Annotated in this window: 25 protein-coding genes; 5 read left to right on the plus strand and 20 right to left on the minus strand. The window is 40.6% G+C overall.

Going from position 1 to position 24,361, the window contains the following annotated elements; translation table 11 throughout:
* The 3 genes from KVT11_RS05905 to mnhG are packed head-to-tail and all read left to right on the plus strand — an operon-like array spanning position 1 to position 1,119.
* Complete coding sequence (locus KVT11_RS05905) at positions 1-480, plus strand: Na+/H+ antiporter subunit E (protein WP_008345848.1); 480 nt, start codon at positions 1-3, stop codon at positions 478-480.
* The gene (locus KVT11_RS05910; protein ID WP_008345849.1) at positions 480-761 is read left to right on the plus strand and encodes a Na(+)/H(+) antiporter subunit F1; all 282 of its coding nucleotides are present in this window, start codon (positions 480-482) and stop codon (positions 759-761) included. The genes KVT11_RS05905 and KVT11_RS05910 overlap by 1 nt, the downstream gene beginning before the upstream one ends.
* Entirely contained in the window at positions 745-1,119 is a 375-nt protein-coding gene (mnhG, locus tag KVT11_RS05915; RefSeq protein WP_003213369.1) for a monovalent cation/H(+) antiporter subunit G, read from the plus strand. Before KVT11_RS05910 ends, mnhG begins: the two co-directional genes overlap by 17 nt.
* A 90-nt stretch (positions 1,120-1,209) precedes the next feature.
* On the opposite strand, the gene KVT11_RS05920 is transcribed toward mnhG, so the two are convergent.
* The 6 genes from KVT11_RS05920 to degQ form a co-directional block, all read right to left on the minus strand.
* The gene (locus KVT11_RS05920) at positions 1,210-1,599 is read right to left on the minus strand and encodes a hotdog fold thioesterase (protein WP_008345855.1); all 390 of its coding nucleotides are present in this window, start codon (positions 1,597-1,599) and stop codon (positions 1,210-1,212) included.
* 23 nt (positions 1,600-1,622) lie between these two features.
* Positions 1,623-2,264, minus strand: a complete 642-nt coding sequence (comA, locus tag KVT11_RS05925; protein ID WP_007500477.1) for a two-component system response regulator ComA — start codon at positions 2,262-2,264, stop codon at positions 1,623-1,625.
* Between the two features lie 80 nt (positions 2,265-2,344).
* Positions 2,345-4,636 (minus strand): ATP-binding protein, encoded by a 2,292-nt coding sequence (locus KVT11_RS05930; RefSeq protein ID WP_116306137.1) that lies wholly within the window; start codon positions 4,634-4,636, stop codon positions 2,345-2,347.
* A 6-nt stretch (positions 4,637-4,642) separates the two neighbouring features.
* The gene (comX, locus tag KVT11_RS05935; RefSeq protein ID WP_306160900.1) at positions 4,643-4,831 is read right to left on the minus strand and encodes a competence pheromone ComX; all 189 of its coding nucleotides are present in this window, start codon (positions 4,829-4,831) and stop codon (positions 4,643-4,645) included.
* Positions 4,800-5,723 (minus strand): polyprenyl synthetase family protein, encoded by a 924-nt coding sequence (locus KVT11_RS05940; protein ID WP_210552196.1) that lies wholly within the window; start codon positions 5,721-5,723, stop codon positions 4,800-4,802. Before KVT11_RS05940 ends, comX begins: the two co-directional genes overlap by 32 nt.
* A 151-nt stretch (positions 5,724-5,874) precedes the next feature.
* Complete coding sequence (gene degQ, locus KVT11_RS05945; protein ID WP_003213123.1) at positions 5,875-6,015, minus strand: degradation enzyme regulation protein DegQ; 141 nt, start codon at positions 6,013-6,015, stop codon at positions 5,875-5,877.
* 505 nt (positions 6,016-6,520) lie between these two features.
* Here degQ and KVT11_RS05950 point away from each other — a divergent pair.
* On the plus strand, positions 6,521-6,874 hold the full coding sequence (locus KVT11_RS05950; RefSeq protein WP_019744042.1) for a YuzC family spore coat inner layer protein: 354 nt from the start codon (positions 6,521-6,523) through the stop codon (positions 6,872-6,874).
* Positions 6,875-6,910: 36 nt separating this feature from the next.
* On the opposite strand, the gene KVT11_RS05955 is transcribed toward KVT11_RS05950, so the two are convergent.
* The 9 genes from KVT11_RS05955 to KVT11_RS05995 form a co-directional block, all read right to left on the minus strand.
* The gene (locus tag KVT11_RS05955; RefSeq protein WP_210552474.1) at positions 6,911-8,137 is read right to left on the minus strand and encodes an EAL and HDOD domain-containing protein; all 1,227 of its coding nucleotides are present in this window, start codon (positions 8,135-8,137) and stop codon (positions 6,911-6,913) included.
* Positions 8,138-8,277: 140 nt separating this feature from the next.
* The gene (locus tag KVT11_RS05960; RefSeq protein WP_017358937.1) at positions 8,278-9,747 is read right to left on the minus strand and encodes a nicotinate phosphoribosyltransferase; all 1,470 of its coding nucleotides are present in this window, start codon (positions 9,745-9,747) and stop codon (positions 8,278-8,280) included.
* A gap of 17 nt (positions 9,748-9,764) precedes the next feature.
* Positions 9,765-10,316, minus strand: a complete 552-nt coding sequence (locus tag KVT11_RS05965) for a cysteine hydrolase family protein (RefSeq protein ID WP_008345872.1) — start codon at positions 10,314-10,316, stop codon at positions 9,765-9,767.
* A 60-nt stretch (positions 10,317-10,376) separates the two neighbouring features.
* Entirely contained in the window at positions 10,377-10,784 is a 408-nt protein-coding gene (locus tag KVT11_RS05970) for a YueI family protein (protein ID WP_041091828.1), read from the minus strand.
* Between the two features lie 27 nt (positions 10,785-10,811).
* Positions 10,812-11,060, minus strand: a complete 249-nt coding sequence (locus KVT11_RS05975) for a YueH family protein (RefSeq protein WP_008345876.1) — start codon at positions 11,058-11,060, stop codon at positions 10,812-10,814.
* Positions 11,061-11,154: 94 nt separating this feature from the next.
* On the minus strand, positions 11,155-11,376 hold the full coding sequence (locus KVT11_RS05980; protein WP_008345878.1) for a spore germination protein: 222 nt from the start codon (positions 11,374-11,376) through the stop codon (positions 11,155-11,157).
* Positions 11,377-11,477: 101 nt separating this feature from the next.
* Positions 11,478-11,699, minus strand: coding sequence for a spore germination protein (locus KVT11_RS05985; protein ID WP_008345880.1), 222 nt, complete (start codon positions 11,697-11,699; stop codon positions 11,478-11,480).
* Between the two features lie 68 nt (positions 11,700-11,767).
* Complete coding sequence (locus tag KVT11_RS05990) at positions 11,768-12,871, minus strand: AI-2E family transporter (protein WP_008345881.1); 1,104 nt, start codon at positions 12,869-12,871, stop codon at positions 11,768-11,770.
* 184 nt (positions 12,872-13,055) lie between these two features.
* A complete protein-coding gene (locus tag KVT11_RS05995; RefSeq protein ID WP_003213721.1) occupies positions 13,056-13,292 on the minus strand; it encodes a YuzF family protein in 237 nt (78 codons plus the stop codon).
* Positions 13,293-13,472: 180 nt separating this feature from the next.
* On the opposite strand from KVT11_RS05995, the gene KVT11_RS06000 reads away from it, so the two are divergent.
* Complete coding sequence (locus tag KVT11_RS06000) at positions 13,473-14,957, plus strand: esterase/lipase family protein (protein WP_039956281.1); 1,485 nt, start codon at positions 13,473-13,475, stop codon at positions 14,955-14,957.
* Here the strand turns inward: KVT11_RS06000 and KVT11_RS06005 are convergent.
* The 5 genes from KVT11_RS06005 to essC all read right to left on the minus strand — a co-directional run bounded on the left by KVT11_RS06005 (position 14,954) and on the right by essC (position 24,322).
* Entirely contained in the window at positions 14,954-15,487 is a 534-nt protein-coding gene (locus KVT11_RS06005) for an HD domain-containing protein (RefSeq protein ID WP_007500462.1), read from the minus strand. The two genes, KVT11_RS06000 and KVT11_RS06005, sit on opposite strands and share 4 nt — an antisense overlap.
* Before the next feature lie 144 nt (positions 15,488-15,631).
* A complete protein-coding gene (locus tag KVT11_RS06010; RefSeq protein ID WP_039963912.1) occupies positions 15,632-16,375 on the minus strand; it encodes a (S)-benzoin forming benzil reductase in 744 nt (247 codons plus the stop codon).
* Positions 16,376-16,474: 99 nt separating this feature from the next.
* On the minus strand, positions 16,475-16,972 hold the full coding sequence (essA, locus tag KVT11_RS06015) for a type VII secretion protein EssA (protein WP_017358933.1): 498 nt from the start codon (positions 16,970-16,972) through the stop codon (positions 16,475-16,477).
* Positions 16,953-19,850, minus strand: coding sequence for a type VII secretion protein EsaA (gene esaA / locus KVT11_RS06020; protein WP_008345891.1), 2,898 nt, complete (start codon positions 19,848-19,850; stop codon positions 16,953-16,955). Before esaA ends, essA begins: the two co-directional genes overlap by 20 nt.
* The gene (gene essC, locus KVT11_RS06025) at positions 19,847-24,322 is read right to left on the minus strand and encodes a type VII secretion protein EssC (protein WP_210552197.1); all 4,476 of its coding nucleotides are present in this window, start codon (positions 24,320-24,322) and stop codon (positions 19,847-19,849) included. Before essC ends, esaA begins: the two co-directional genes overlap by 4 nt.
* Between the last annotated feature and the right edge of the window lie 39 nt (positions 24,323-24,361).

Consider the following 24,361-nt stretch of genomic DNA (forward strand, 5'->3'; position numbering starts at 1 on the left):
ATGGCCTTTCAAATATTATTAAACGCTCTCCTCGCCTTTACATGGATGTTTATGAATGATACATACAGAGCTGCAGACTTTGTATCAGGCTTTGCACTAGGGATGATCGCCATTTTTATGCTGCGGCGATTCTTCCCGCAACGTTTTTACGGCTATGCCCTTTATGCGATTTTCAAGCTCGTCATCATTTTTATCAGAGAGCTACTTCTTGCTAATTTGAGTGTACTCAAGACGGTGTTATCTCCAAAGCTTAAAATCAAGCCTGGTATTTTCGCCTTTCGTACAGATTTGAAAACAGATTGGGAAATTACCATACTGGCTAATATGATTACATTAACACCTGGTACACTGGTCATCGATATTTCCGATGATCGCTCGATTTTATATATTCATGCGATGGATATTGAAGATGCTGAAAAAGCCATCCACGATATTCGGGTATCATTTGAAAAAGCGATTCAGGAGGTGAGTGGTAAGTAATGGAACTGATCTTGCAAATGTCACTTGGAATTCTTGCGCTGTCTACTTTGCTTTTTGTCATACGGGTCATCAAAGGACCTTCTATCCCTGATCGTGTCAGTGCGCTTGATGCGATAGGAATCAATTTAATTGGGATGACAGCCATCGTGTCTATCTTACTGAAAACCACTACGTTCTTTGAAATTATTTTACTGCTCGGTATTCTTGCCTTTATCGGCACTGTCGCTTTTTCCAAATTCCTTGAGAAAGGGGAAGTGATTGAAAATGATCGTCATCGCTAAAGCTATTGTGATTTTCTTTATTCTGCTTGGCGCTATCCTCTGTTTGATTTCAGCCATTGGTGTCCTTCGCCTGCCGGATGTTTACACACGTATGCATGCTGCATCAAAAGCATCGACACTTGGTGTTGTTCTCATTTTAGTTGGTGTATTCTTTCATGAATGGTTTCTTGCAGGGATCATCTCTGCGAAAATCCTGCTTGGGATTGTCTTTATCTTTCTGACCGCACCAGTCGGCGCTCATTTGATCGGAAGAGCCGCTTACAACACTGGTGTGAAAATGGACAAACGAAGTGTCCAAGATGATTATGGCGGTTTCCGTAACTTTGTCATTAAACGAAAAGAAGACTCTTATTTATAAATGAAGAACCTGACATTCAGGTCTTGTTCACTTTACCTGCATGTTCATAAAAGGGTATTAAAAAAAGCTTCCGCTGCACCGGGAGCTTTTTTATATGCGATCAATGACAGCGAGTGTACATCTTGACGTACAGATATGACGGTCTCGATCATCTTTTATATCGATTTGGAATACCATTGTACGCCGTCCTACATGTACAGGAACAGCTGTAGCTGTCACCACTCCATCACGTACAGATTTTAAATGATTGGCATTGATTTCAATACCTGAACAAACCTGCTGAGTTAAGTCTAAATGAGCAGCAGCACCCATGCTTGCCACTGTTTCTGCTAGAGCAGCTGATGCTCCTCCATGCAGTAATCCAAATGGCTGTTTTGTTCGGTGATCGACTGGCATTGTCGCCACGCATCGTGACGTATTGCATTCCACAATCTCAATCCCCAGTGCCTCAAGCAGTGTATTTGAACCACTCACATCCATCAAGGCCCTCTCCCTTCACACGTTTACAGCACACTTTCCGATTTTGCAATTAACACCGCTTCTGTTCGAGATCCAACATTCAGCTTATTAAAGATGGAGGTCAAACTGTATTCAATCGAGCGTTTGCTCAAATGAAGCACATCGGCGATCTCTTGGTTTGTGTACCCTTTTTCCACTTCTCTTAAGATTAAACATTCACGCTCTGTTAACAGCTCATGATCCGTCTGCTGCGCCTGTTCTGGCTTCTCTTGCTGCTGTGAAATTAATTTCTTTAAATAGGATAGCTGAATGACAACTTCTCCTTGCAATGTGCGGTGTATGTATTCAATAATTTTGTCTTTTGTCTCTGTTTTACTTATTGCACCATGCAATCCAGCTCGAATGGCCTCTTCGAAATAATCATCTACTTCATATCCTGTATAAATGATAATTTTCACTTGTTGATTCGTTTCTAGAATTTGTTTGGCAATGTCCATTCCATTGATATCCCCGAGATTTAAATCCATCAAGATCACATCATAGATGGAAAAGTCATGCGTCTTTAAAAAGGCGCCTTCTGCATCAGGACTTAAACAATCGACTGATAGCTGCTGATCTGATTCTAATATGCTTTTTGTCCCTTCCATGACAGCCGGATGATCATCAATGACCAATATCTTCTTCATGTCTTCCTCCCTTTAAATCACTCACTTCCATTTTATATAAAAGACTTGGCAGATGCCAAGTCTTATTCCTTAAGAAATCGTTACAATTCCATTTCAATTTTCACCTTGAGCCCTTTTTCAGGTGCTGTGTGAATTTGAAGCTTTCCATTTAGAGCTTTGACTCGTTCCCTTATGCCAGAAAGACCCATGCTCATCGTGTGCTGATCAAGCTGGCTTGCATCAAATCCGACTCCATCGTCCTCATAATGGAGAACAACTTGATCTTTAATACAAATGAGCATCACTAAGACTTGGCTGGCCTTAGAATGCTTCAACGCATTGGATAACAGCTCCTGCACAATCCGGTAAATATTCAGCTGTGAGTCAATATCAATGTCCAGTTCTTTATCAAAGCGGGTTGTATTCAGCCTAATATGAAATGGCGCTTCCTCTTGAATTTGCGAAGTCAGCTTCGAAATTGCCTTCACTAACCCCAAATCATAGAGGAGCTGCGGCCGAAGTTCATGACATGTTTCTCTCGTGGTTTGAATCACCTTAGACATTTGTTCATTCCATGAGATCAATGAATTTTCAATAGATGTTGGGCATTGGTTGTTTTGGAAATTGGTTAAGAACATCTCGGACTGTCTCTTCAGTGAAATCAAATCCTGCAGCACAGAATCATGAAGATCCCTCGCTAAATCTGAACGCTGCTTTTCTTCCATGGCGAACATGACTTTCTTCAGCCAGGCGGGATTGGCTTCCCGCTGTTTCAAATCCTCAAGATGCTCCATCAATTCTTCAATCTTGACGACATTTTCTAAACTGACACTTGTGTAAAATGCCAATGTTTTCAGCCATGAGATTTCATCGCGAGTCAGCTTAGGTGTCCGTAAATTAGATAAACAGCAAATCACAAACGAGTGACCGCCCCGCTCACCAATTTTTATCATAAACCCTTTATTAAGCTCGATGATTTTCCCTACTTCGCCTAATAAATCGTGAAATTGATCGACATACTTTTTCCATAGGTCGCTGTCTTCTGACTGCTCATCAATTTCTTCAATTTGTCCATCAGCCTTAACCTCAAGCACAAAGGCTTTATTCACAACAAGTACTTCTAAAATGGTGTATTTCAAATGATATAACACTTGATGAAGTGATGAAGCATCACGAATGAGCTGGGTAAATTTAAACACACTATCCTGATAATTATGTTTCTCCGAGAAACGCTTTAGACGAAAACGAAAATCGATGATTTCTTTAAAATAAAAGACGGTGAGCATAAGAATGTATGTGATAATTGTAAATTTCAATGTATAAAAATTAGCACTTGGCTTCTGAATGAAATCAAATATAATCACCACTACTATCGTAGGTGTGATCGCTAAAAGGCTGTAATATTTAATTCTTCCCATAAAGAAATCAACATTATATAATTTATTTGACATAAATTGATAGACTAAGAAAAACGGAATTAATAATGCAAACGAAGCAAGAATATAAGGCGAAATAAAATACTTATGAAAAAAATATGGAATGATAAAGAACAGCATAAAAGGACTAAATGACGTGATTAAGACAAGTCCAAATGCACTAAGGACATTACCAATTTCCGTGCCTTTCCACCTTTTAGCTGATCTGAATGTGATAATAATCGTTATAAATGCAAGTGTAAAAAACGAAAGTAAGTTGAAAGCAGCTAAAACCATATTTTTAAAATAAATTTCTAAAACAAGATTTATAAATGGAACTGCATACAAAGAAAGAAGCACACGTACGCTAATAATTTTCGTACCCAATTCCTTCAAATACTGATACATAAAGTGCATATATAAAGGAGGTACACAAGTCATCGTAGTAATGACGATAAAACCACTAATATACTCACCTTTACCAGATCCACCAGAACTGACATATGCTACAGCAACAGCCAATAAAAAAAGGGCAAGGATATAGGCAGACTCTTTTTTCCTAGATTTGTTGATTTTTAAAATCATAAATATACAAAATAGACAGATTGAATAAAAAATGATCGGTATTAAGTAAATAAATAGATTTTCTTGACTTAATAACCTCACATTCTCTATGACAATTTCATCACCATGTCTATCAACAACTAAACTTTTGACGTTTGCTAAATAACCTCTTCTTACTTCTTCGGTTGGTTCTTTATTACCGTTCACTTCAAGGATGATATCGCCTTTTCTAACACCAGCATAATAACTGTCTGTAAAATCAACAACATCCTCTATTTCAAGTTGTCCGTCACTATTCACCGAAACGACTGCTCCTACAAAGATATTAAACACATTGATGTAGGAAATATAAATCACATAAATGAAACTAAGGATAATTAGAATAACAGTTAATTTCGAATAAAATTTTTGCATAGAGCCTCAATAGTCCCCAGCATCTCTCCATTTTTTTGATCTAATGGTATCTTCTTTCTGAAAACCTTCAACAATAATACTCGCAGTCACTTGATCAACGTGAAGTAACGATGCATTTCCATTAGCAACTTGCTTTAACGCCGAGGGGTTTCCCGCTAGATAACTAACTAGTTTCTGAATGTTCATCTTCTCCATCTCCAATTAAAAAAAGTATTAGCTTTTCCTTTTTAGAAGCCTTTAAATGTAGTATTTCGAATGCTTCTTTAAACTTATTTCTGAGAAGGTTTCTCATAATAAATACATATTGTTGAACGCCAGATTCTTTTAATTTATCCTTTAATTCTTCAGAGCCAATACTCTTATCCTTTGATTGAAAATAACTGAGCAAGTCTGAACTAGATGGATTAAACTCATTTTTCAAGTAAACTAGCGGTAATGTTTGCATTCTTTTAAAGTCAACATTATCTTTATTAAAAAGACCTAGATAGTCATTTTCAAGCTGTTCCGCCATTCCTAGGTAATAAGCATATTCTTCTACCTTCTTTTCAAAAGAACCTGTTGCCAAAACAACACCTAACACACAAGGTAACACAAACAGTGACCCTGCTTTTAATTTCATGATATTTAAACAATCCTGCTCATTCTCTGGCTCCAGTGTCATATCTATATGCTGCCCTTGCATTGACTGAATGGAATAAGAATATACATTGTTTAAAAGCTTCGCTCCATGATCAAGCTTTGAAAACACATCAAAACTCAATGCAAAGAGAACATTCGCCGCATTAATCGCAATTCCGCTCTGACATTTCATCCAAGGATACGAATCATTATCCTGATCTTCAATATCATCTAATATATCGGCAGATAAGATGAGAAGTTCAATCCCTGCTGCCAGTTTTGTAATCGCTTGCTTGTCTTGTCCGCCAAATGCCTCATAATGTTGGTAAGCCAATTGCCCAAAAGGAAATTCATTCTTTATATCTGTAAATTCGAGAAGCAGCTTTTGTAAATCATTTTGCCTGACTGCATGTTGAATAAAATCAGACATTTTCTGCTTGATTTTTGTATTCTCTAGATAGTTTAGCATACTCGATCTTGATCCTCACCCTCTCGCCTCTTATTTTACTAAAAAGAAATAAGCAAATGTCCACTGACATCACTATTTAACAATTATATAATAATATATCCTTTTTTTGTATGTATTTGGATAAAAAAAAGACTTGATGGTTATCAAGTCTTTAAGAAATTTTCACATATTCATATTTGTCGTATTGATCAATGCTTTTGTTAATGTTATGAAGAGAAGCCGTTGTTTCTCTAATTTCGTTTTCAAGTTTCCATAATAGTTGTTTAAGTTCTTCGATTTCATACTTTTCCATCGATTCCACTCTCCTTTTTTGGAAGATCAATGTATTTGTGTATGTTGATTGGGTCATAAGTATTTGATCTGTTACTAACAGTGTAAATGCTATTGAGTATTTTTTCACCGAAAAGTATGCACAAAATGTGTGCGTGATACCGCAAAATTCAATAGGTCTTTTTTCATCATTTTCAGACTTTTCAAATGATACTTTTATCTCAATTTCAAAGGAAATACGTCATTTTTGCGACATGAACAGGCATCATTCGTCACAATTCTCACGATACAGAACATACGATCCCCTCTATTTCCTCGGTTTTTCATGTTATAGGTCAGACGACAGGCTCTACTGTAGACACCGCAATTTTTTGGCGACATTCACCGAAATTGACCGCAAAAGTACCTATTTTTATGATGAATATGCAAAGGTAGAAAGATCATTTTGATTCTTTATTCGGATTTTCTTCATACATTTAGAACAGATATCCGTCCAAATTCACTTCAATGAGAGAAGAGGTGACCATGTGTTTTACTATGTTCCTTATCCGCCTTTGCAGGTTCCCGCAATGGGGAACGCATACCCGCGAACACCTATGACTTTTCCTCCAGTAGATGCTCATGCGTTTCAAAAGGCTGCAAAGGAATCAACCCGTCTCGTGGCTGATGCATCCCTCATTACACAGCAGATTTCCGGTTCGCTTTCGTTTGGACAGCGAATCATGGAAGCTGCTGAACGTGCTGACACCGCAAGTGTGATTCGAATGCTGAAGCAGATTGGGGTGAAAAGCAATATCGATATCCGCTTTAGTCCAGAAGGCATCCGTATCTACTTATCCCTCTCTTCCAGTAGGCTTTTTCTACTTTTACAGTGGGGATAACAAAGAAAAAGGCCGCTCTAGTGGGAGCGGCTTTTCTTAAGATTCAAACATTTTATGACACCATTCAATGGCTTCTATATAACAGCCGTAGGCTTCCTGCTTAGGGAGACTTCCACCTAACATCTCATTATCCCATTCATTTCGTTCAATACGTTTGGCAACGTCTAACACAAGGAAATAGTCATTTTCATAGCCAAGCAGTGCCTCACCTACTTCATCCGAAAGAGGCAGTTCTTTCACAAGTTCAGTAATGTCCGCCCTGACAAGCGTATCAATGAGTGAAAACATACCTGTTAGCATATAAGAAGCGGGATGCTCTCGTTCAGTCCGACTAGCAATGAGTTCACACGTTTTGGCACGAATGAACGACATTTTGATGATTTCCTTTTGGCTTGAGTTGGCTTGGACATTTAGTTCTTTAAATGAAAGGATAAAGATCCATCGCCGTATTTCATTAAACCCAAGCAGGATAATCGCCTGACGAATACTCTTGATTTGATAAAGACGTCTCATGCCGCCAGAATTCAGCATTTTTAATAATTGATATGAAAGAGAAAGATCACTTTCTATAAAATGCGTCACGGTCTGAATATTCGGCTGCTCCTTGCTCAGCTCATTCAATAGCTGATGGTATGCGTGGAAGCTAGTCGATAAGGCTCGTCCCGAAATGACGTGCGGCTCACTAAAGAAATATCCTTGAAACAAATGGAAGCCAGCTTCTAACGCTTCTTCATATTCTTTTCGCGTTTCTACCTTTTCAGCAAGGAATCGAAGTCGATACTTTTTATATGTATGTAAAATGTCTCTTCGTTCTTCACATGTTGTTTTCAGAAAATCAATTTTTAAAATATCAATGCAATAGAGGAGTTCATCGAGTAACTTGTCATGAAAATGTGTTCCGCTTAGAAAGAAATCATCGAGCGCAATCGTGTATCCCCACTTTTTTAATTGCTTACATCTCATAATAAGTGCCGGGGTAATCGGTACATTTTCTAATATTTCGATCACAAGCTGATGTGGATCAAAATAAGTGAGCAGATCAGACGAAAGCAAGCTTTCGGTGAAATTGATGTAGCATCGTTTTCCTTCTGTCAGTGTTTCGATGCCAATGTTTAAAAAACTATTAATAATGAGGTCGGTTGTCGCTTGATCACCATCTTCAGCGCTATATGTATTGGTTTCACTATCTCTATAAAGCAGCTCGTATGATACGACTTGTTCTTTTCTGTTAAAAATAGGCTGCCTTGCAACAAACACCCTCAACTGCTCCATTCCTCCTTTATGCAATGACAAACAAGATGTGCTTTCAGTATACCAAATGATTGCCCATAAGGTTCATTTTGAGTCGTCCAACATGAAAAAAAAGAGACCATCTGGCTTGATGATCTCCTTTCCCGGGGTAATCAGCTTTCATAAAGCTCTTTTTTGATTTTATTTTTCACATCATGGATAAACTGCATCTTATTATCCCAGCATTTTTGACTCAAATCGACTGGGTACTCTTCTGGTTTGCTGATTCGTTTGTATTCCTCCCAGAAGAGTCCGAGACTGTCCTGCACATATGCTTGAATCGTTTGGATATCTGGATTATCATACACCAGCTTCCCTTGTTCAAAAATTGGGACATGAAGGTCCTTTGCCACAAAATTTGTCACAAATTTGCTGATAAATGTATGAACTGGATGGAACATTTTCAGCTTATCTTCACTTTGAACATCTTCTTCTTCAAGGGCAATGTAGTCTCCCTCAGAGTGATGATTCAATTGATTGATAATGCGATACACTCGTTTACGGCCTGGTGTTGTCACTTTCTCTGGGTTAGAAGAAATTTTGATCGTGTCATTCATCTGACCGTTCTCTTCAATCGATACAAGCTTATATACAGCACCAAGAGCTGGCTGATCGAATGCGGTAATCAGTTTCGTTCCAACACCCCATACATCGATTTTTGCACCTTGTGCTTTTAAGTTCATAATGGTGTGTTCATCAAGATCGCTTGATGCAATGACCTTGGCGTCATGGAATCCAGCTTCATCCAGCATCGTTCTCGCCTTTTTAGACAAGTAGGCAAGGTCTCCGCTATCAAGTCTGACCCCAATAAAGTTGATTTTGTCTCCGAATTCTTTCGCTACCTTAATCGCATTTGGAATGCCTGATCTGACCGTATCATATGTATCCACTAAAAAGACACAGTCTGTATGTGTTTCGGCATATTTTCTAAATGCAGTATATTCGTCGCGATATGCTTGTACAAGGGCATGGGCATGGGTGCCTGATACGGGAATATTGAAGCGTTTCCCTGCACGGACATTACTTGTTGCCTGAAATCCGCCGATCAGTGCTGCTCTTGCTCCCCACATGGCTGCATCCATTTCATGCGCACGTCTTGTTCCGAATTCTAATGCTGTCTCATCTTCAATGATTCCTTTAATACGAGCCGCCTTTGTTGCAATTAGCGTCTGGAAGTTCACGATGTTGAGCAGTGCCGTTTCAATTAGCTGCGCTTCAACAAGTGTTGCCTCGATGCGCATAATAGGTTCATTCGCAAAGACAATTTCTCCTTCTTTCATTGAATGAAGTGTCCCTGTAAAAGACAATCCGCTTAAGTATTCAATGAAATCGCTTTTATAACCGAGTTCATCTTTTAAATATGCAAGGTCGCTCTCGGTGAAGGAGAAGTCCGATAAATATTCAATCGCTTTCTCTAAACCAGCAAATACAGCGAAGCCGTTGTCAAATGGAAGCTTTCTAAAGAAGAGTTCGAAGACTGCCTTCTTCTCATGAATGCCGTCTCTCCAATACGTTTCTGCCATGTTAATTTGATAAAGATCTGTATGTAGTGATAAACTGTCGTCAATAAACCGATGCTCCAACTTCCATTCTCCTTCCCTTACTTAACCACTTTCGCACCAAGCGTATGCTCAAAGTGAGAAAGTGCCCACTCGTGCCCCGCTTCATTAAAACTCGCTACGGCATTCTCATGAATCACAAGTTCAAAGCCTTTATTGTACGCATCAACAGCTGTATGAAGTACACAAATATCGGTACACACGCCGGCTAGGTGAAGTTCAGTGATGCCACGCTCGCGCAGTTTCATTTCTAATTGAGTGCCTGCAAAAGCAGAGTATCTTGTTTTTTCCATATAATAGACATGATTTAAATGTGTTGACGTGTGAAATAGTGAACTTAGTTTTCCGTAAAGTTCAATTCCTTCTGTCCCGCGAATATTATGGGGCGGAAATAACTTTGTCTCTGGATGATATGGATCTTGCTCTTCATGATGATCGACGGCAAAAACAACAAAGTGTCCTTCATCAATAAATGAGGAAGTGATCTCTGTGATCTTCGACTCAATCGCCTGTCCAGGCTTTCCGCACGTCAGTTTTCCATCGTCTGCAACAAAATCAACTGTATAATCAATACAAATCAATGCTTTGCCCATCCGCATCTCTCCCATATGCTCTTTTGAATCATTATAGCTTATTCATTTCACTAGGGAAACCTATTCAACAGATTCACGAGAAAAAGCTTTTTGAAAAAGCTCATCTTCTACATAGATGTGCTCTTGATTGATCGCATGCGGCACCTCTATCACAAGCCCAAAAGGTGAATGTGACTCGTGATGGTTGACCACTTTAAAAGAACAACCAGCGGCATTTGCCATTTTGACATATGGAGAATAAGAAGCATATGACAATTCACCATTTAAAAGAACAGTGGCCTCTCGGTTTGCCTTCAATACTTGCTCTACCTCTTGATACGATTTATGTCTCGATACTTGTCCTTTTGTCAGAGCGAGAAGAGCACGTTCTCTTAATGAGCCGAGAAACATTCTTCGTTCATCTGGTTTTGTTTCAGCATGTCCAAATATCCCTTGCTGCAAATAAAAGTCTACGGATTCTTCTTTCATTGCTGTGTTCACTCCTGGTTTCTGAATTTACATTTCTGTGACCCAGTGCACAATTTTTTGTGCAAGTTCACGGGCTTCGTCTATTTCTACTCTTTTGTTTAAAGATTGTTCTAGTGCTTGCTCAAGCTGCGTTTTTTCGTCTTCATACGCGATAGAAATACTCCATTCCATATCAGGTACAGCGACAAGCGTTTTATATTCTTTTTTATTTTCATGTAAATATACATTGTAGGTTGTTGGTTGCCCGCTTGTCAGATGCGCTTTTCTTATTTTCATTTGATGTGTTTTCCCCCCTTTTTCTTCTTCCTTCTTCTATCCATTGTACCATAAAAAAAGACAGCTTCTGAAAAGGAGACCCTTTCAAAGCTGGCTATGCGTTAAAGCTCTTTTGCTGGCTGATCAGGTTTGAATCCCAAACAAATGTGACGTTCGGATTGTTGAAGAATTGAACAAAGTCTCCTGCATTATAGGTGCCTGAACCACCAGCGGAATGATCCACACTTTTTGGCGAAATAGCAAACACATCGCCGAAATGTGCAGAACCGTTTCCTATGACACGGTCAATATGAATGGGTCCAACAATTGCTGGCATCTTTCCACCACCTTTACTACCCTCATCATATGCCTAGCGGAACAATACGTGTCTATCCAACATAAAAAAGACAGCTGATATGTCATATGATCAGCTGTCTTTTATGCATTAAATGATTGAGGCTGGCCAAACAGTGTAAAGTCCCAAAGCATAGTGGCATTCGGATCGCTTGTCAGGGACATATAATCACCTGAATTAAAAGCTCCCGCTCCACCGGTCGAGTGATCTACAGCCAAAGGGGCAATGGCGAGAACGTCACCAAAAGTAGCCGAGCCGTTTCCGCCTAAAGACTCAATATGGATGGGTCCAACAATCGCAGGCATCTTCCTTCTCCTCCCTATTCGCTTATGTGAGTTATGTTATGCAAAAAGGGAAAAGTTGTGCATCTGCCCTAAACGTTTAAATGCTGTTCTTTTCGAGAGCGCTGACGCAGCTGAACCAATCTGACAATATTGAGTGTGATGGCTTTCAGCAACGCATAGACAGGAACGGCAAAAATCATGCCAAGGATTCCGCCAAAACTTCCTGCCCCAATTAATAGCAAGATAATTGTTAACGGATGTGTGTTGAGACGTTTTCCAATGATCAATGGAGAAATGACGTTTCCATCGATCTGCTGAACAACAAGAATGACAATAACAGTCACAACCGCTTTTCCAGGCGAATCAAGAAAAGCAATGAGCACAGCTGGTGCCGCACCAAGATATGGCCCAAGATATGGAATGACGTTTGTCACCGCAATAATGATGCCGAGAATGAGCGCATATTTCACACCAATTAATAAGTATCCGATAAAACAAGCAACTCCGACAAATAAACAAACAACGATTTGCCCTTGTATGTAAGCAGCAAGCGTATCGTTTAATTCTTTAAAAATCTTCAATCCTTCCTTACGGTAAGGCATTGGCAAAAATTGAACGAGCTTGTCCGGAAACTTATGCCCGTCTTTTAGCATGTAAAATAAAATGAATGGAACGGTAATGACAGCGAGGGCAATATTCGCAATCACGCCAAACACCGCCGACATACTGGAAGCAATATTTTCCGGTAAATCTTTTAATGTCGAAACGATCGACTGTTCAAACTTCGAAACAGACACATAATCTTGGTTCATCATCCATGTAAATGTTTTAGAATGCGAGAAGTCGTTGATAAATTTCTGCATGTCCGTGACATACCCCGGGAAGCTTTTGACAAGTCCACCCACCTGCGTGACAATGACAGGTCCAGCAGCATTGACAACAAACGTGATAAGCCCGATGAATAGGAGATAAATAATCAGAATGGCGAGCGTCCTAGGTATCTTCTTCGACAAAAATCGAACAATCGGATTAAAGATGAAAAAGAGAATACCTGCCAGTAAAATAGGAACAAACAACGTTGAAGCAAATAAAATGATCGGCTGAAATAAAAACGAAACTTTTGTTGATACATACACAATCAGTAAAACCAGTAATATTTGGAATGTCCAAAAATGAACTTTAGATTTTAACAAAGATGCTCCTCCTGTTACGTATTGACCTTATTAAAAAACTACTATTCAACCCACCTTCTGTCAACTGCTTCTTGTTTTAGAACCATATTTTTTGAAAAAAAAAGAACAATTGGTATATCATGCACTTTTTCCAGATATACATTCTGTAAGCATTGAAAAAAGCAGACACCTGTGCGTCTGCTTGTTACACTCTTTCACTGTGATCAGGCATCACCGACACGATTTGCTGGATCCGCACATAAAACACTGATTTTGCCCCCGCCTCAATCACAATATGATCCGGCATCACTTCCTTCAACTTTCCACGTACTGTATCTTTCACTGTTTGAACAATCAATCTCATACCGACTACTTTCTGCAATGTTTGATAAACATATGGATCAACTAATGAAACAAGCTGTGGACTTCCTTGTTGTGCCATGCTACCTGCCCCTTTACTTGTGTATTTACCCACAGCGTATGCAATGACCCATGTGAGTGTCACTCAGCAAACCCACAACATTATTACCGTATTTTTACATTTCATATTTTTTTACAATTTTTAGAAGTATAATAGATTGGTGCTGTCAACATCTTAAATTATTTGAAGAGGTGAATGATCTTGAAAAAATTAATCTGTATCGTTGCTGTCATGCTCTTACTATCCTCTGCAAGTTATGCGCACGCAGGCACAATTGGAGATGCACCTGGTACACCAGGAAAGTGGTTTAAAGGCGAAGAACCGGTACAAAAAGACCTGTCAAAACCCCCACTTGTTTTTGTACATGGCATAAACAGTTCTTCCTCCACATGGTCTGATCGAAACGATATGGCAAAACAAGCTGTTCTGAACGGATACGAAAGCGCGTTCATAGATTTATATCCAGATCAGGACATGAAAAAGAATGGGAAACTATTAGCAGAAAAGTTAAAAGAAATCTATGAATTTTTCGGCAGAAAACTGATCATAATCGGTCATAGTAAAGGTGGAGTGGATACGCAGGCTGCACTCGTGTATTACAACGCTCATCCATATGTAGAGAAAGTCATCACACTTGGCTCTCCACATTATGGGACGCCGCTTGCGGATTTAGCCTATAGCAAAGGCGGAAGCTGGCTTGCGCAAATCCTTGGACAAAAGAGCGACGCGCTCTATTCTCTGCAAACCGGGATGATGGCAGCTTTTCGAAGTGAAACCGACCAGCTGGAGACGTTCCCTCATAAATATGTAACCTATTCTGGTTCAGATTGGGGAACCTTTGGCGGAGTGCTTTATTTAGGCGGCATGTATTTAAAAAGCTTTGGTGCAAACGATGGCGCTGTGACGGTCAGCAGCACAAAGCTAGCATATGCAAACAATATTTTAACAGGAAAATGGGATCACTTTTCGATCAAAAACGGCACAAGCATGTTCCCCGTATTTCAGGCACAGCTGCGTGCAAGTACCGCAAGCGCTGAAAGCGAAGACGAACAAGAGCAAGAACCAGTCTCTTCAGAGCTAAATACAAACGTTTATGTGAAAGGTGGAGAAAGTGAAAAGGATAAAACAGAAGCGTTCTATGTAGAGGAAGGAACGAATGGCCTATCGATTCAGTGGTTAAATGAAAGACAGGAAGCCAATCCGGAAATCGTTGCGCCAAATGGAGATGTCTTAACCAATTTGACGACATCCGAAGCATCATTCCCATATGAAGGCGCCTATTCACACCATGTGCAAATCAATAAACCCGTTCCAGGAAAATGGACGATTCGATCAAATTCAGGAAAAAAGGATCCTTATTTGCTACTTGTATCCTTTGATTCACCATTGAATGAAGAAATCAAAATCGCTGCAGCGAAATCAGGAGATGCATCGACACATTCGAGCAAGCTGATTAAACGATTAAGCAAAACTGTAGAGACCACTTATTTTAAAGATGCCGAGAAGGATCATCCACTGAAAACGAGCTCTTCATCTGCCGTTCAATTGAAAAAAGAAGGTGCTTATTCCGTCACGGTTCATTACACAGGTCTCACTGCGTCAGGGACGTCGGCATTTAACCGTACTGTGATCCGCACATTGTATGTGGATCAGCACGGAACGATTCATGGAGATATTCCATATTAAACAGAGCGTTTCATGGGCTGAAGCGCCTGCTGCACCTTCTCATCCAAATCAGCAATTTTTTTGAGCGCAAGTGATTCATCTATTTGTCTGTAATGATGGTGTCCACCAGGCTCTTCGTCCATTTCATCTGCTTTCTTCACAATTTGCTGGAGTGTGTCCTTATGCAGGTCGCCCTCTGGCAAATATGAATCTGTGTGAAGCAAAATCGCAAGGGCAATCTCTTTGGCTGCTTTTGGTTCCTCGCCGAGCCGTATGAGCAGTTTATGTGCCCGCTCTGCCCCTTTAATGGCATGAATATCATTTCGTCTATATGTCTCGTAATCCCATTCTCCGCCTGCTGTATACCATTCATAGTGGCCGATGTCATGCAAGAGTGCTGCTTTCACAGCAAGATCCGGGTTAATCCCCGCCTGCATCGCCAGTTTGAATGCGTGATAAGCACAAGCAATGGCGTGGGCTTTTCCTGAACGATTTAAATATTTTTGAGCGACTGGATGGGTGTAAACATCCATTAATGTAACCTTTCTCATGGAAACCCCTCCTTATCTATATTTTTAGCATCCTAACATATTCTGAAAAGAAACTCAAATGTTCTGTCATATTTCCGATGAGTCTCAAAATTAGCTTATGCTCGATAAGCTGTCTTTGCTTGTACAATACGAAAAAAGCAGCCGTTATGACTGCTTTTTTCCATACTCACGGGCATCGTATACACAACCGCCAGCTGGGTCATCTGCTAGAAGGTCGAGTAAAATACCGGCCACTTCATCTGGGCTCTTTAACGTACCTGTTTCATGTAATTGCTGAAACCGTTCAATTTGTTCAAAGTCCTGTTTGGAGGATTTCCGAATCTCTCCCTGCATATCCGTATCAATCGTACCGGGTGAAAAGGAAAACGTGGTGACAGGATATGCTTCGTCCTGCTGTTCCTCATGTAAAGTCCTCATAAACATATCAAGCCCTGCTTTTGAACTGCAATAGGCACTCCATCCTTTGTACGGGTTTTTAGCTGCCCCAGAAGAAAGATGCACGATGGTTTTCTTCCCTTCAAGAGATTGTGTCTCCCTCACAAACACGTGACTGAGCAAAACAGGGATGACAAGGTTCAGCGTATAATGCTGATGAAGCGTATCTTCTCCGCCTTGCCCTGCACGCTTGATAGGAGTCACCATTCCTGCATTATTGACAAGCAAGACGTCATCAGCGTCTGCGAGAGTTTGCGAGGACAAGATGCCCTGAAGCCACTTTGCAGCCGATTCCTCATCAGTGAGATCGACCTGTGAATGCGTGAGGTGTGGATGGGATAGTGGCGACTCACTTCTTGCAGCGGTATACACGTTATCCCCGCGTGAAAGTAGCTGTTTGACAAGTGCTAAACCAAATCCTTTTGATCCGCCTGTGACGATTGAAATTCGAATGACAATCTCCTCCCTTGATAACACTATTTTAAATAGTGAATCGGTATCACATCAAGCAATCTGCATAAAGAAAAGCCTGCCCCTTTTTAAAGAGGCAGGCTATTTCTTTTCCGTCTTCACATTCACCTTTGGAATCAGAATGATCATGACAATGATGCCAAAGGCGATCAAGATGCCAAAAATGATTGGCAGAAGCGCCGATCTCTGCTTTTCATGATCATCGCCAGAAGGAGTTGATACAGCCGAATCGCTGAAAGAGATATTCATCTCTTTCATCATACGAGCTGGCGTTTTAGGCGGATTGTCTTTCAGATCACTAAAAATTTGCGGCGAAAGTTGACCACCAGAGGTCTTAGGCGGGTCAGCAAAGTGAATGTCCGTTTTGACTTTAGATGTTGTTTTGCTTTGTTCGTATTTCGTTTGATCCCTCAATATACTCGAATTAATATTGAGGTTCTTTTCTTGATATTCATTCGGCTTGACATTTGTATCCGTATCTTCACCTGTAGCAGCAAAAGCAGCAGGACTGAGGAGAAAAAGGGATATGACACCAAGTGCCATCCCTTTGACGAATAGATTAAGCCTCATGAGTGACATCACGTTCCTCTGTTTTGTCTTTCCATAGCTTCTTCACTAGTGGAATGACCATGAACAATATCGTTAAAATCAGTAGCCCTGTGATGCCCATACCGAAGTTGTCTCCATTTCCATATTGGATGGACAGATACACGTCTGTCACTGGATTTGTAAAATGGAAGTTTGGCATGACCAAATCAATTAACGGTGCAACAAAGAAGAAAATAAGCGCCGTTGCTGCCATCCATCCGGCAATTGAACCGAAAAGGAAAGCTGTGCGAATGAAGGCAGAGCATGCCACTAGCAGCAAAATCGTAAAGATCGACCATTGAATGGCTTGGTCATCAGCTAGTTTGTAAATGTTGAGTCCAAACAGGCTGATCATGAGCCCGACTAGCAGATTTAAAATACCAAAGAGTGCACCTTTGACCAGCATTGGCGCTGACGCATAATACGAGCTAAAAAAGCCAATCAACAAACTGCTGATCATGACAATAACCAAAATGACTACTGGCGGTACAGTCTGCGTTTTTTCTTCTGGCACATCGCCGCTAATTTTCAACGGATTGGCTAAATGGTTATACACATAGTTGCTGTTGCCTTGATCGTCTAAAGTGTTGCCTAAAATACCCTTTAAATCTTGTTGAACAAGCTTTGTAGAATTGACATTCTTACTCCAGTTTTCGTTCAGGGTATCTGCTTTTTCTTGAACGGTTGTGACACTTTCTTCAATGTTATTCGTATAATCCGCCACCCCTTTTTGGCGGTCGGTTAACGAACTCATATTTTCAGAAAGACGAAGCACTTCCTGACCAATTGAATCCTGTGCACTCACAACAATCGAACTGCCCGCAAGGTCTGCCGTATACACCGCATCTCCTTGATCAGCCATTTGTTCAGCTACTGTGTCCGCACTTTCAGAAATGGCATTTAACTCCTGTTCCATGCTTGCCTGCTGAGTCGAAATGTATTCTGCGTAGCCATCTGAGAATTTTTGCATCTCATCAATAAAGGTAGACACATCATCATTTGACGTCAGCATTTGATTTTTGAGTGTATCCCAGTTTTCCGTTTCTTCTTTTTTGATGGCAAGGATGGACTGGATTTCATCTCCTTTTGTGTCTAGTAGAGATGAGTTGTTTGTTGGTTGATATAGATTCCCAAGCATCATCTCTAGCTGAGACAGTTGATTGGAGTATTCCATTAACTTTTTGGTGCTTGTTGAATTTGTTTTAAACTCTTGATCAAATATTTTCGTATTCACAGTGTTGCCAATCGGCGAGTTTACTCGTTTCAGCTCTTGCACTTTGTTTAAAATAGAGGATTCCTGATTTTTGATTTCATTCGGAATGACGTTATATCGATCTTGTAACCTTAGAATCATCTTTTCAAGCTTCTCTACTTTTTTCGTGAGGCTTTCAAGCTCCTTACTCATTTGACTTACTTTGTCTTTCAATTGGTCGTTATGAGCGGCCGCTTTTTCTTGAATCTTCTTTTTCACTTCTTCTAAACGATTAGACAGTGCTTTCAGGTCGTCTTTTGATTGATTCGTGCCGCTGTTATCTGGCTGAACAGCATCCTGGCCATTTTCACTCTCTTTATCATCTTCATTAGTAGGAGGTGCAGTCTGATCTTCTAATTGATCAGCTAGATCGTTCATTTCCGATGAAATTTGCGAGAGTTCATTTGTTTCATCATCTAAGTTAATGCCAATCTCTTCTGGGTTCTCGTTATCTTGATCTGATTGCCCGTCATCATCAGGATCAGCTGGCTGCTCGGGCGCGTTCATTAACTCTTGCCTTTTTGTCTCTAGCTTATTCTGCAAGGCGATGATCTTACTTTTATAGGCCTCTAAGTATTGACCTTCATAATTCTTCAATAGTTCTTCTTGAGACGCCTTCACAAGGTCCGTTAATCCCGACGATTGCTTAGGAATTACGTCTTCTCTTGCCCTTTGAACAGATTGAATTGCGCTGTCCGTTGTTTTAAGCTGACTTTGGACCCCATTGATATCGGTTTTGAGTCCGCCCATTTGATCGCTAAAGCTGCGGGCGTTTTGGTTTTGAATCTCCGCAAGCTGTTTGAGTCCTTGCTGGATTTGTTTTTTGCTTGTCGATTGCGCTTTGATCAAGAGATCCTTTTGTTTGTCTTGATACTGCTGATATTGATCGACTACTTTTACGAAATCCTTCAGCTGGCTTTTCGCTTCTTCTGTTGTACTTAAACCGTCTTTATACTGTTTTTGTGAGTCGGCCATCGCATTTTTTAGTTCTTCTATTTGTTTCTTCTGCTGCTGGACGGCATCAGATAGTTTGTTTGAATTTGGCTTATAGAAGTTGTACATCGTGTTTTGGAATTCGACCTCTTTACCAACAATATGCTCAAACTCTTCTCTGACATTGCCGATTTCCTGTGATACAAAACTCCAATATAAAGTCGACATTTGTTCATTCATTTTCTTTTGAGCATTTTCTAGCTCTCTTTGTACTTTTTCTTTATTCACTGCATTGAGCTGATCTTGGATTGAGAATTGGATAGATGCCTTCTCTGGATGATCCTTATCATAGCTCAGCACATTTTTAGAGAAGTCAGATGGAATATAGAGAACTGCATCGTACTTTCTATTTTTCAGGCCATTTTCTGCCGCACTTCGATTGACGACTGTCCATGTGTAATCTGGACGCTCTGATAATGCCGCCACCACATCCTGTCCAAAACGAGCGGTATTTTCACTTTCGCTCGCCCCCATATCTTCATTGACCACGGCAATGTTACGTGTGGCATTCTTTTTCTGTTTTGCCGGATCATCCCCAATGAGATGGAAAAATAGAACCGGCAAGACGAGAATCAGTATCATGGTCGACACGATTTTGATGGAGCTTTTTTGCTGCTCTGTCATTGAACACTCTTCCTTTCTACCGCACATAAAGGAACCTGGATTTTCTTCTCTTTCCCGTTTTCAACCAAATATCCGAATCCTGGCTGAATCTCTGGTTCTTGTCTTGCATACGGAAGCGGTATGATGTTTTGCTCTGATTTTTTCATCAGTAACATGGCATGACGAACTTGTTTGATTTCGTTTGTGAGTGCATCATAGCCTTTACTGAATTCGGTATGATTTCCTGACGCGATCAGGCTAAAGCCTAAGTGTGCATATGACTTCATGAAATCAGCCAATTGATCTTGAAGACGTGGATCGATTGTCTGCTGAAAACGCGTAATGCCATCAATCACAAGCACAATTTGAGAGAACGACAACTGATCAGTCTCTCCCCGGCGCACAGCTTCGACGTACATCTCTTCACGCACCTTGAATAAACGATCTATTTCCTCTGCCCATTCTGTGATATCATCCTTTGTTTCAAGGTAATCAATGTTCTCTTCTTTTGCATAATGAGAGAGCCCCCGATCAATCGAATCAAAGACAGCCAGCTTCTCAGGTTTTGCTACTAATAGCTGATCAAGCATCAGTTTGGTCACATTTGTTTTCCCTCGCTGCGTTTGACCGATGATGAGGCAGTGTTTATTCTTCTTCAAGTCAAAGTAAACAGGTGCAACAGATTCCTCATCTAGTCCGACTGGAATGTCATACGGCTGTTTTTGTTCTCCTAAGCGGATCTCTAGCTCCCAAATGGTCAGCTTATCAGGAAGCATTGGCACAGGTTTTGGTTTTTCAGCTGATTCAAAGCGAGCGTCTAGAAGCTGGATCTCTTGTTTTAAATGCTCAAACAATTCGAGATCGTTCTCTCCTTCAACTGGCAGGAACATTTGGGCAAAGTAAAGCTCTTCTTTGTTAATAATGACTCGTCCTGGAATCGGCTCTAAGCTGAATTTCGGTCTGCCAATAATGGAGTATGCCTCTCCTTGATCCATTAAGTAATGGACAATCTTTGTTTTCAAGTTGTTCATAAGCGATTGGCGTACTGCGTTGACACGAGTCGCTGTGATTAAGAAATAAATGCCCAATGATTGTCCATCACGGCTTAACTGAATAAATTCAGATTCGAGTTCATGCATTTCGTCTTTCACAATGTCAAAGTTGTCAATCACGATAAATATGAATGGAAGCTTTTTCTCATTCAACGCATTATACATTTTGATATGACTCATTTCCTGCTGTCTAAATAAACGCTTGCGATATTCAACCTCTTCACGCAGACGCTTCATCGACTTTTGAATCTTCCTCATTTGATCCATTAAGAAATAATCAGCCGTATGCGGAAGTTTGGCAAGCGGTAGCAAGGTGCCGTTACCGAAGTCATAAATATACGCATGCCATTCTTCAGGTGAATATCTTTCTGCGAAGCTCATAAGCAGTGTTGTTGCAGCAAGTGATTTGCCGTAGCCGGATGAACCGAAGATGCCAATATTTCCATCCTCCATCATTTGATAAGATAGTGGATGCTGGCTTTGCTGATCTGGCTCATCGACAAGAGCAAAATGGAAAACGTGCTCTTCACTTGATGCATAACGTGTTTTTGGAATCCGCTCTTCAAGCGGTGGAAGCCATGGACTCGGAAGCTTTTCAATTCCAAGCTCCTGCTGCATACGTTCAATTTCATCCACAACAGCGGAAATTTCCGTCACTGTCTCTTTTTTCACTGCTGGCTCTGTACTTACCCCTGATAATGGGATCAGTCCAGTGTCCGTTACAATGGCAATGTCATCTTCTGATCCGTAGCCATCTTCCATATACGGTGCACCGCTCCACGCCGACTGGAATAATTCATAGATTTCATTGTTCCCCACTTGTAAATATCCACGACCTGTCACGGTAATTGACGCTGCATCACTATTTTTCAAAATTTCCTTACTGTCTGATGCATCTTGTACCTTTAATGCGACTTTAAAGCGGGAGTTACTCCAAATTTGATCATCAATGACCCCGCCGGGCTTTTGTGTCGCTAAAATGAGATGGACACCGAGACTTCGTCCAATCCGCGCGGCACTGACAAGCTCTCTAATAAAATCTGGCTCTTCACTTTTTAATTCAGCAAACTCATCAGAGATTAAGAACAAATGAGGCATCGCCTGTTCCGCCTTTTTCTCTTTATAGAGTTTCGTATAGTCATTGATATGATTCACATGATACTGATCAAACAAGCGCTGTCTTTTCTTCAGTTCACTTTTAATAGAGGCAAGCGCTCTTTCACTAAAGTTTTTGCTACCTTCAATGTTTGTGATCGTACCAAGTAAGTGCGGAATATTTCGGAACGGCTGCGCCATTCCGCCTCCTTTGTAATCAATAAGCAGGAACGCCACTTCATGCGGGTGAAAGTGAACAGCCAAGGATAAAATATACGTCTGTAAAAACTCACTTTTTCCTGATCCCGTTGTTCCTGCTAACAGACCATGCGGTCCATGTGCTTTTTCATGCAGATTCAGATCGACAATATCGTTTTTTCCTTTATAACCGATAGGCACAGATAATGACTTTGCTGTTTCAGATGTCAGCCATTTTTCACGAATGCCAATGTCATCTACCTGTTTGGCATGAAACAGGTCAAGGAAGGAGACCGTTTCTGGAATCGAGTTGGTCATCCCGACTTGATGATCTAATGTTCTTAAGGTTCTGGCAAACAGCTCATTGTCCGCTCGCTCATGTGCATCCAGCTGAAATGGAATTCGTACGGCCTTCTTATGCTGAATGAGAATATCTCCTTCTTCTTCGTTAATGTAACGAACAAGCGTTGAAATATTTTCAGCCAAGCTTTCCTTTGTTTCTGCCGCAAAGATAATTGAGATGCCTAAATCCGTCCGGCTGCCTTCTAGGTATTCTAAAATCACATGTTCCGCAATGAGTTCATGGTTTGTCACGATAAACACAAAGTGAGGCGTAAAGATTTTCTTCTCTTTTTCCTCTTCCAGATCACGCTCTCGTAAAATTTCATAAATAGAAGACAAGAGCTGATCACGTGTTTGTTCGTTATATATAAACCCTTTCCCGTATGTATGAGGAAGTTGGAAGTGCGGCAGCCATTTCATCCATTCCCAGTTCTCATACTCCTGTTCATTAAAGATAAAAACAAATCTCAAATCATGATAGCTGTGCGAGAAAGCAAGCTGGCCGACAAGCTGGTGAAGCTCATTTTTGACAATTGCTGGTTTTCCTATTAATCCGGTTGGACCGTCCGCAAGACCGAACGTAATCGGTACATCTTTTACCTCGCGATAGACGTTTTGCATATGCTGGGTTTGTTCCATTAAGTCATCGATGTCACGATTGGCCATATCGCCGCCGCTCGTCGATAATTCATAACTTGAAGGAACTGCACCTGTCCCTAGACGCAGCTGTAAAAAATCATCACTGACAAGCGTCTTTTCCCAAATACGCCCGCTGATTTCTGATGTCAAATATTTCATTTGTTCAAATGATGGATAATGATACGTTAAAATAAATTGTTGACGGTCATACAGCTCTTGCAGCTCTTTCCGCTTATTTTCTAAGTAAAGAGAGTAAACGCGTTGCCGCTTCTCTTCTCGTCTTTTGCGCTGGGATTTCTCTTTAAAATATTGAACGGACGAAGTAATTAACGTCATAATAAACATCGCCATCGACACGACAATAAAGATACCGCGCGGCTGTACAAGGGCCACGATTCCCATGACAATCAGCATGACAAGCGGCGGAAGAACCACGAGCCAAAGTCCTCTGCCGTTATTTTCACTCTCCTGTGAAGGAAAGCTGAAAGACACCCGGTCATCTGGCAGATCGTAAATCAAACGTGGTGTTCGTCTATATAAAGGATATTTTTGTTTCGTTTCGGTACTTGGCGGCCTTGTTTTTTCTAAACGTGTTTGAAATGGTTCAAATGCTGTTACTTGCAATAAATCATCATCTTTCAATGACAGCGTCAAAAAGTTCCAAAACAGCTCATCTCCAGCAAGAAGCTGCTGTGGACCGTGCAGCTGTTTCCCGTTCACATAGATCGTTTCATCTTGGGGAATCACATACCAAGCGCCTTCTATTTTTTCCAACGTGAAGGATTTGGCATTTTGAAACATTGAATGGGCTTCTTCTTTCCACACATCCGCTTCATCTATTTCTTCACTTGAAATAGTCACTTCGACTCTATTTCCTAGGTAATAAATGGTTTGATCATGATGTGAATCCATCAACATGAGTGTGAGTGAACCAACCTGATATGGTTCATGTGGAAGTAAGTGACCTTTCTTTTTTTCGCCCTGATAAAGAGAAAAGCCGTCATTCGTTTCATCTGGAGATAAACGAATCAATCCTTCATCAAACGAAAGGGAAGGAATCGTTACTGTATGCTCTATTTCAGGTCCAATCACAGCTTCCCGGTTGAACTGCTCATCTAAACGGACGGTTTGATAATCTTCTTCATAAAAAACCCATAGAAGACTCAAACGCTCCACCTCCTCATCGGACAGCACCAACTGTCAGTT

Origin of the sequence: Bacillus sp. GbtcB10, from assembly GCF_019091365.1 — a bacterium.
GTDB classification, from domain to species: Bacteria; Bacillota; Bacilli; order Bacillales; family Bacillaceae; genus Bacillus; species Bacillus altitudinis.

What these genes read in the sequence shown, in the direction of transcription:
- KVT11_RS05995 (WP_003213721.1), bottom strand. Translation starts at nt 13,292, where the DNA reads ATGGCACAACAAGGAAGTCCACAGCTTGTTTCATTAGTTGATCCATAT.
- KVT11_RS05975 (WP_008345876.1), bottom strand. Translation starts at nt 11,060, where the DNA reads ATGAAAATAAGAAAAGCGCATCTGACAAGCGGGCAACCAACAACCTAC.
- KVT11_RS05920 (WP_008345855.1), bottom strand. Translation starts at nt 1,599, where the DNA reads ATGGATGTGAGTGGTTCAAATACACTGCTTGAGGCACTGGGGATTGAG.
- KVT11_RS05930 (WP_116306137.1), bottom strand. Translation starts at nt 4,636, where the DNA reads ATGCAAAAATTTTATTCGAAATTAACTGTTATTCTAATTATCCTTAGT.
- KVT11_RS05985 (WP_008345880.1), bottom strand. Translation starts at nt 11,699, where the DNA reads ATGCCTGCGATTGTTGGACCCATCCATATTGAGTCTTTAGGCGGAAAC.
- degQ (WP_003213123.1), bottom strand. Translation starts at nt 6,015, where the DNA reads ATGGAAAAGTATGAAATCGAAGAACTTAAACAACTATTATGGAAACTT.
- comA (WP_007500477.1), bottom strand. Translation starts at nt 2,264, where the DNA reads ATGAAGAAGATATTGGTCATTGATGATCATCCGGCTGTCATGGAAGGG.
- comX (WP_306160900.1), bottom strand. Translation starts at nt 4,831, where the DNA reads ATGGAGAAGATGAACATTCAGAAACTAGTTAGTTATCTAGCGGGAAAC.
- mnhG (WP_003213369.1), top strand. Translation starts at nt 745, where the DNA reads ATGATCGTCATCGCTAAAGCTATTGTGATTTTCTTTATTCTGCTTGGC.
- KVT11_RS05980 (WP_008345878.1), bottom strand. Translation starts at nt 11,376, where the DNA reads ATGCCAGCAATTGTTGGACCCATTCATATTGACCGTGTCATAGGAAAC.
- KVT11_RS05970 (WP_041091828.1), bottom strand. Translation starts at nt 10,784, where the DNA reads ATGAAAGAAGAATCCGTAGACTTTTATTTGCAGCAAGGGATATTTGGA.
- esaA (WP_008345891.1), bottom strand. Translation starts at nt 19,850, where the DNA reads ATGACAGAGCAGCAAAAAAGCTCCATCAAAATCGTGTCGACCATGATA.
- KVT11_RS06005 (WP_007500462.1), bottom strand. Translation starts at nt 15,487, where the DNA reads ATGAGAAAGGTTACATTAATGGATGTTTACACCCATCCAGTCGCTCAA.
- KVT11_RS05905 (WP_008345848.1), top strand. Translation starts at nt 1, where the DNA reads ATGGCCTTTCAAATATTATTAAACGCTCTCCTCGCCTTTACATGGATG.
- essA (WP_017358933.1), bottom strand. Translation starts at nt 16,972, where the DNA reads ATGTCACTCATGAGGCTTAATCTATTCGTCAAAGGGATGGCACTTGGT.
- KVT11_RS05910 (WP_008345849.1), top strand. Translation starts at nt 480, where the DNA reads ATGGAACTGATCTTGCAAATGTCACTTGGAATTCTTGCGCTGTCTACT.
- KVT11_RS05940 (WP_210552196.1), bottom strand. Translation starts at nt 5,723, where the DNA reads ATGCTAAACTATCTAGAGAATACAAAAATCAAGCAGAAAATGTCTGAT.
- KVT11_RS05965 (WP_008345872.1), bottom strand. Translation starts at nt 10,316, where the DNA reads ATGGGCAAAGCATTGATTTGTATTGATTATACAGTTGATTTTGTTGCA.